At 65.2% G+C, this 6,002-nt stretch carries 3 protein-coding genes; all 3 read right to left on the minus strand.

Features of this window, described 5'->3' with window-relative positions; translation table 11 throughout:
• Window positions 1-283: 283 nt before the first annotated feature.
• The gene (locus Q0025_RS14750) at window positions 284-3,787 is read right to left on the minus strand and encodes an error-prone DNA polymerase (RefSeq protein ID WP_297300444.1); all 3,504 of its coding nucleotides are present in this window, start codon (window positions 3,785-3,787) and stop codon (window positions 284-286) included.
• Entirely contained in the window at window positions 3,784-5,352 is a 1,569-nt protein-coding gene (locus Q0025_RS14755) for a DNA polymerase Y family protein (protein ID WP_297300447.1), read from the minus strand. Before Q0025_RS14755 ends, Q0025_RS14750 begins: the two co-directional genes overlap by 4 nt.
• On the minus strand, window positions 5,276-6,002 hold a 727-nt coding region (locus Q0025_RS14760), incomplete at its 5' end, for a hypothetical protein (RefSeq protein ID WP_297300449.1). The genes Q0025_RS14755 and Q0025_RS14760, both read right to left, overlap by 77 nt.

A 6,002-nucleotide genomic window follows, 5' to 3' on the forward strand; every position in this document is an offset into this window, starting at 1 on the left:
CGGACCGAAAAGTGCGAAGCGGTTTTCGGGCAAATCCGATGCGATGGAGAGGGTCACGACATCGGACCGAAAAGTGCGAAGCGGTTTTCGGGCAAATCCGATGCGATGGAGAGGGTCACGACATCGGACCGAAAAGTGCGAAGCGGTTTTCGGGCAAATCCGATGCGATGGAGAGGGTCGCGACATCGGACCGAAAAGTGCGAAGCGGCTTTCGGGCAAATCCGATGCGATGGAGAGGGTCACGACATCGGACCGAAAAGTGCGAAGCGGTTTGATCTTCGCTTCAATGAAAATTCCGGCCTTTCGGCATGACGCGATAGATATCATCGCGTTTGTCGGTCGTTGTTTGCGCGGTTTTCGTATCGAAAAGCCCAGGCTCTGTCAGGCGCGCTTGATTGCGCGGATGCCGGTGCGGATTTTTGACAGGATGCGCGAGAGCATTATTGTCCGGCCGCGACAGAACGCCGAGCCACGGCGTTAGATCGTCGATCTTTTCGGCGACGACATGGATGACGCCGGATTCCGATTGCAACCGGCCGGTAATGGCAACGAGACGCGCGGCGATCACGATCGGCCGATGTGTCTCGAAGATTTTCGGCCAGATGATCGCATTGGCAACGCCGGTCTCGTCTTCGATCGTGAGAAAAATCACGCCGCTGGCGGTGCCGGGCCTCTGCCGGATCAGCACCAGCCCAGCGGTGCGCACACGCTGGCCCGAGGTCAGCATGGCCAAATCTTGCGTGCGGAGGATGTGCTCGGCCTTGAGATGCGGCCGCAGAAAACTGACCGGATGGGATTTCAACGACAGCGCAAGATGCCGGTAATCTTCGACGACATGTTCGCCGAGCGACATGGGCGGCAGATGCGCCTCGGGTTCGAGCGCGCGGAAGCTCAAATCCTTCAAGAGAGGCAAATCGTCCTTGTCGCCGGCGCGGTTCAGGCCGCGCACGGCCCAGAGCGCATCGCGCCGATCGAGACCGAGCGAACGGAAGGCGTCCGCTTCGGCGAGCTTTGCGAGAGCGCTCGGCGCGAGGCCGGTGCGCAGCCAAAGATCGCGGATTGAATCATAGCCCTTGCCGCGCTGGACGACGAGGGCCTCCATGTCCTCTTTGGCAAGGCCGTGCACCTGCCGGAAGCCAAGGCGGAGTTTTTGCGTCGAACGGATATCGTTCTGCATCGAGGCGTGGCGCAGGTGGAGGCGGGATGAAGGCACGGCCTCGTCTGCTTCGAGCGTGCAATCCCAATCCGAGAAATTCACGTCCACGTCCTCGACCGCAATGCCATGTTCGCGCGTATCGCGGACGATCTGCGCGACCGAATAAAAGCCCATCGGTTGCGCATTGAGCAAAGCGCAAGCAAAGACATCCGGATAGCGGCATTTGAGCCACGCCGAAGCATAGACGAGCAGCGCGAAAGAGGCGGCATGGCTTTCGGGAAAGCCATAGGTGCCGAAGCCCTCGATCTGTTTGAAGCAGCGTTCGGCGAAATCGCGCGGATAATGGCGTGCCACCATGCCTTCGATCATTTTGGTGCGGAACGTCTCGATCGTGCCGGCGCGTTTGAAGGTCGCCATGGCACGGCGCAATTTATCGGCTTCGGCCGGGGTGAAGCCGGCGGCGACAATGGCAATTTTCATCGCCTGTTCCTGGAACAAGGGCACGCCGAGGGTTTTGCCCAGTACTTCCTCGAGCTCTTTCGAGGGATATTTGACAGGCTCCAGATTCTGCCGCCGCCGCAGATAGGGATGCACCATGTCGCCCTGGATGGGGCCGGGCCGGACGATGGCGACTTCGATGACGAGATCGTAGAACGTTTGCGGCCGCAGCCGTGGCAGCATCGACATTTGCGCCCGGCTCTCGATCTGGAAGACGCCGATCGTGTCGGCTCGCGAGATCATGGCATAGACCGCGCGCTCCTCCGCCGGGATGCTGGCGATCTTATGATCGATGCCATAATGGTCGCGCAGAAGATCGAAGCTGCGCTTCAGGCAGGTGAGCATGCCGAGCGCGAGAACATCGACTTTCAAGATGCCGAGCGCATCGAGATCGTCCTTGTCCCATTCGACCGTCGTGCGATCGTCCATTGCGGCATGGGCGATGGGCACGATCTCGTCGAGGCGGCTGCGGGTGATGACGAAGCCGCCGGTATGTTGCGAGAGATGGCGCGGGAAACCGACAAGTTGCTGTGCCAGGTCGAGCGTCTGCGCAAGCCGGTCTTCGCGCGGGTTAAGGCCGAGGCGGCGCACTTGCTTATCCTGCGGGCCTTGCGCGGCGCCGCCCCAAAGCGAGCTCGACAGGGCCTGGATCACATCGTCCGACAGGCCGAAGGCTTTGCCGACATCGCGCAAGGCCGAGCGGCTGCGATAGGTGATGACGGTCGCGGTAAGGCCGGCGCGGGCACGGCCATAGCGATTGTAGATATATTGCATCACCTCTTCGCGCCGCTCGTGCTCGAAATCGACGTCGATGTCGGGCGGCTCGCCGCGGTCCTTGGAGATGAAGCGCTCGAAGAGCAAAGCATTCTGCGCCGGATCGACATCGGTGATGCGCAGGCAATAGCAGATCGTCGAATTGGCTGCCGAGCCGCGGCCCTGGCAGAGGATGTCCTGGCTGCGCGCATAACGCACAATGTCATGCACGGTGAGGAAATAGGGCGCGTAGTTCATGTCGGCGACGAGCGCGAGCTCATAAGCCAGAGTGTGTTTCACCTTTTCGGGGACTTTGCCCTCGTAGCGTTCGGCCGCGCCGGCATAGGCGAAGGCTTCGAGCGCCGCCTGCGCTGTCGCATAGCCTTCGCGCAATTCCTCCGGATATTCGTTCTTGATGTCGGCAAGCGAAAAGGAAAGCCCTTCGAGAAAGCGCACAGTCTCGTCCACGGCCTGCGGCGCTTCGGCGAAAAGGCGCGCCATTTCTGCGCCGCTTTTCAAATGCCTCTCGGCATTGGCTTGCAGTCGCTTGCCGACGGCATCGAGCGTCGTGCGATGGCGGACGGCCGTGAGAACGTCCTGCAGCGGCCGCCGCGCCGCCTCGTGCATCAAAACGTCGTTGGTGGCGATGAGCGGCAGGCCGAGGCGGCGCGCGAGGGCGACGCGATCTGCCAAGGCCCGGCGCATGTGCGGGCCATAGATCATGCTGGCGGCGAGCCAGACGCGGCCCGGGGCGATGGCAGCGAGACGGTGCAAGAATGGTGTATCGGCGTCGTTCCGTGCCGCCGTTTCCTTTTCCCGAAGCGGAAGGTCGGCCGCCTCGCTTTCGAAACCCGCATAGACTTTGCCGGGCTTGGCGGCATCGTCCTCCTGCTCCCAGCTGCTTGCCGGCAAGACGGCGAGTTGCAGGCCTTCGGCGGCTTCGAGGAGATCGCCGGCGTCCAGCCGGCAGAGGCCCTTTTGGCCTTTCAAGTTGCCGCGGGTGATGAGGCGCGTGAGCCGCGCATAGGCGGCGCGGTCCTGCGGATAGGCGAGAATATCCGGCGTGCCGTCGCAGAAGACGAGACGGCAGCCGATGGCGAGGCGCAAGGTCTCCGGCGCAATGTCATTGTTCCGGGCAAAGACATGTGCGCGGACGACGCCGGCGAGCGAATTGCGGTCGGCGATGCCGATGCCTTGTAGCCCGAGCTTATAGGCTTCAGCGGCGAATTCCTCCGGATGCGAAGCGCCGCGCAGAAAGGAGAAATTCGTCATTATACCGAATTCGGCGAAAGGAACCGCGTCGTTGCGTGGCGGGGCGTAGCCAAGCGCGCCGGCTGCCGGCTTGTTGCGCTTGCCATAAAGGGGATGATCGCCACTCACGCGAACAGGCCATGCATGAACCAGCGCGGGCGCATGGTTTCGCTTTCGTAGAGACCTTCGCGGTAGAGCCAGAAGCGGCGCCCCTTGCTGTCTTCGGCGCGAAAATAATCGCGGGTGAGGGCGCGATGTTTCCACCATTCGGGGGCGATCCGCTCCGGCCCTTCGATGGCGGCGATATCATGCAGCACCCGCCTCCAGCGGAAGCGCAGCGGCGGCCCGTCGGGCACGCTGGCGATGGCCTCGATCGGCTCGGGCCTTTGCAGCAGGCGGATCGGGCGAGGCGGGAGCGCGTTCTCGGCGAAGATTTGCGCGTCGTGGCCGGGATCAGCCCGGCTATGACGTGGGGGCGGCGACAGGGCGCAGGGCAGCGCCGTCACCGCAAAGTCCGGCCAATGCGTATCGCTCTGTTCGAGCCGCACAACCCGCCGCACGCCGAGCCGCGCCCCCAGCCGGTCGATGAGATCGGCGAGGTCTTCCTCCGCCGCGGGGGCGAGCCAATTGGCCTGATCCTCGTCCTGCCGCTCAACGGCTTCGGCCGCGAGCCGCACAAGATCGAAGCCGAAGCCTGCATCGAGCGGATCGCGCTCGTCCATCGCGGCGGCGGCTTCGATCTTCTCGCGAAAGAGGCGGGCGATCACGGCCGCGTCGCGCAAGGGCCGGCTCGTGCCGGCGCGCAAATGTTTCACGCTGCCATCGACGCCGAAGAGGCTCACGTCGAGTTGCCGCGCGCCTTCGCCCCGTCGCGCCAGCAGGCGCGCCAAGTCTTGGGCCAGGGCGAGGATCGTCGCTTCGATCGTCTCGCGCTGGACGACCGGCTCGGCAAAGCGCCGCTCGGCGAGATAGGCCGGCGCCTCGAAACGCGGCGTGATGGGACGCTTGGCGCGGCCAAGAAGCGCGTCGAGCCGGACGAAGAGCGGCTTGCCGAACCGCGCCGCGAGCGGCGCGCGCGGCCGCAGGATGAGATCGTCGATGCGGCGCAAGCCTGCCTGCGCCAGCCCGGCCAAGACCGCCGCATCGAGCCGCAGCGCCGCGAGCGGCAGCGCGCCGAGGCGGCGGCGCATATCGGCTTCGCGGGCCTCATCTTCGATCAGCCGTTCTTTGCCGAACCGCGCCAGGGCCCAGGCGGCCTCCGGCGTCGGCGCCAGTGCGGCGCGGGCGGCAAAGCCTTGGGCGGCGAGCCGCGTCTCGATTTCGCCAAGCAGCTTTGCTTCGCCGCCGAAGAGATGCGCCGCGCCGGTCACGTCGAGCATCATGCCGTCGGGCGGATCGAGCGCCGCGAGCGGCGTGAAGCGGCGGCACCAATCGGTGATCGCGGCGAGCGTTGCGGCCTCCGCCACTTCGTCGGCGGCACAGCAGGTAAGATCAGGCAGGATCGCGCGGGCGTCGGCGAGCGCCATGCCGGGCTTCAGCCCGTGCCGGGCGGCGGCGCGGTTCACGGCGGCGAGCCGTTGCGCGCTTTTGACTTTGGCGATTGTGGCGAGCGGCGCCTCACGCGCTGCGGCGGTACGGCGGATGATCCGGTCCGTCGCCAGCGACGGCAGCCAGAGGGAGAGATAACGCGTCACGGAACAAAACCTCTCGGGGGCTCCAGACAACGGGATGGAAGGCGTCACGATCGATGCAAAAGCCGGCCGGCCCGGCGCGCGCCTTGGCGATGCGCACATCGAAGGCGGCAAAGCCGGGCAGGGGCACGCGGTCGCCGGCGGAAGTCTGCTGCGGGCTTGGCCGGGCGCGGATTTCAAAGCGCGTCTCGGCGCTGCTCGAGAGTGCTGCGGCGCGCACCGGCCCGGCGAGAAAGATGAGACCGGTCGTGCCCTGTTTCTGCGCGGCGAGCACCAGCCGGCGCGAGGCTGTGAGATCATAAAGCTTGGCGGAATAGATCTCGCCGATCACCGCCGACGGCGTCCGGCATTTCAGCGCCTCTTCCATCGCCCAGAGGGCGTCCTTGGCATTCGCCGTCCGCACGAGGACGAGACGGGCCGGGTCGATGCCATGCAAGGCGAGGCCGGGGCCATAAAGCGCGCCCTGTTCGAGGCCGGCGAAATCCTCGCCGATCCAGATCAGCGGCGCCTTGCGGCTTTCGGCAAGCCGCGCGGCAAGGGCGAGGGCGAAGCCCGCCGCAGCCGGCGCATCGCCAGGTGCTGCGGCAGTGATCTCATGCAGCGCGCCAGTGGCGAGGCCGCCCGCAAGCAGGGGGTCGAGCCGCGCCGCGCCG

Source organism: uncultured Methylovirgula sp. (assembly GCF_947646745.1).
GTDB lineage: Bacteria > Pseudomonadota > Alphaproteobacteria > Rhizobiales > Beijerinckiaceae > Methylovirgula.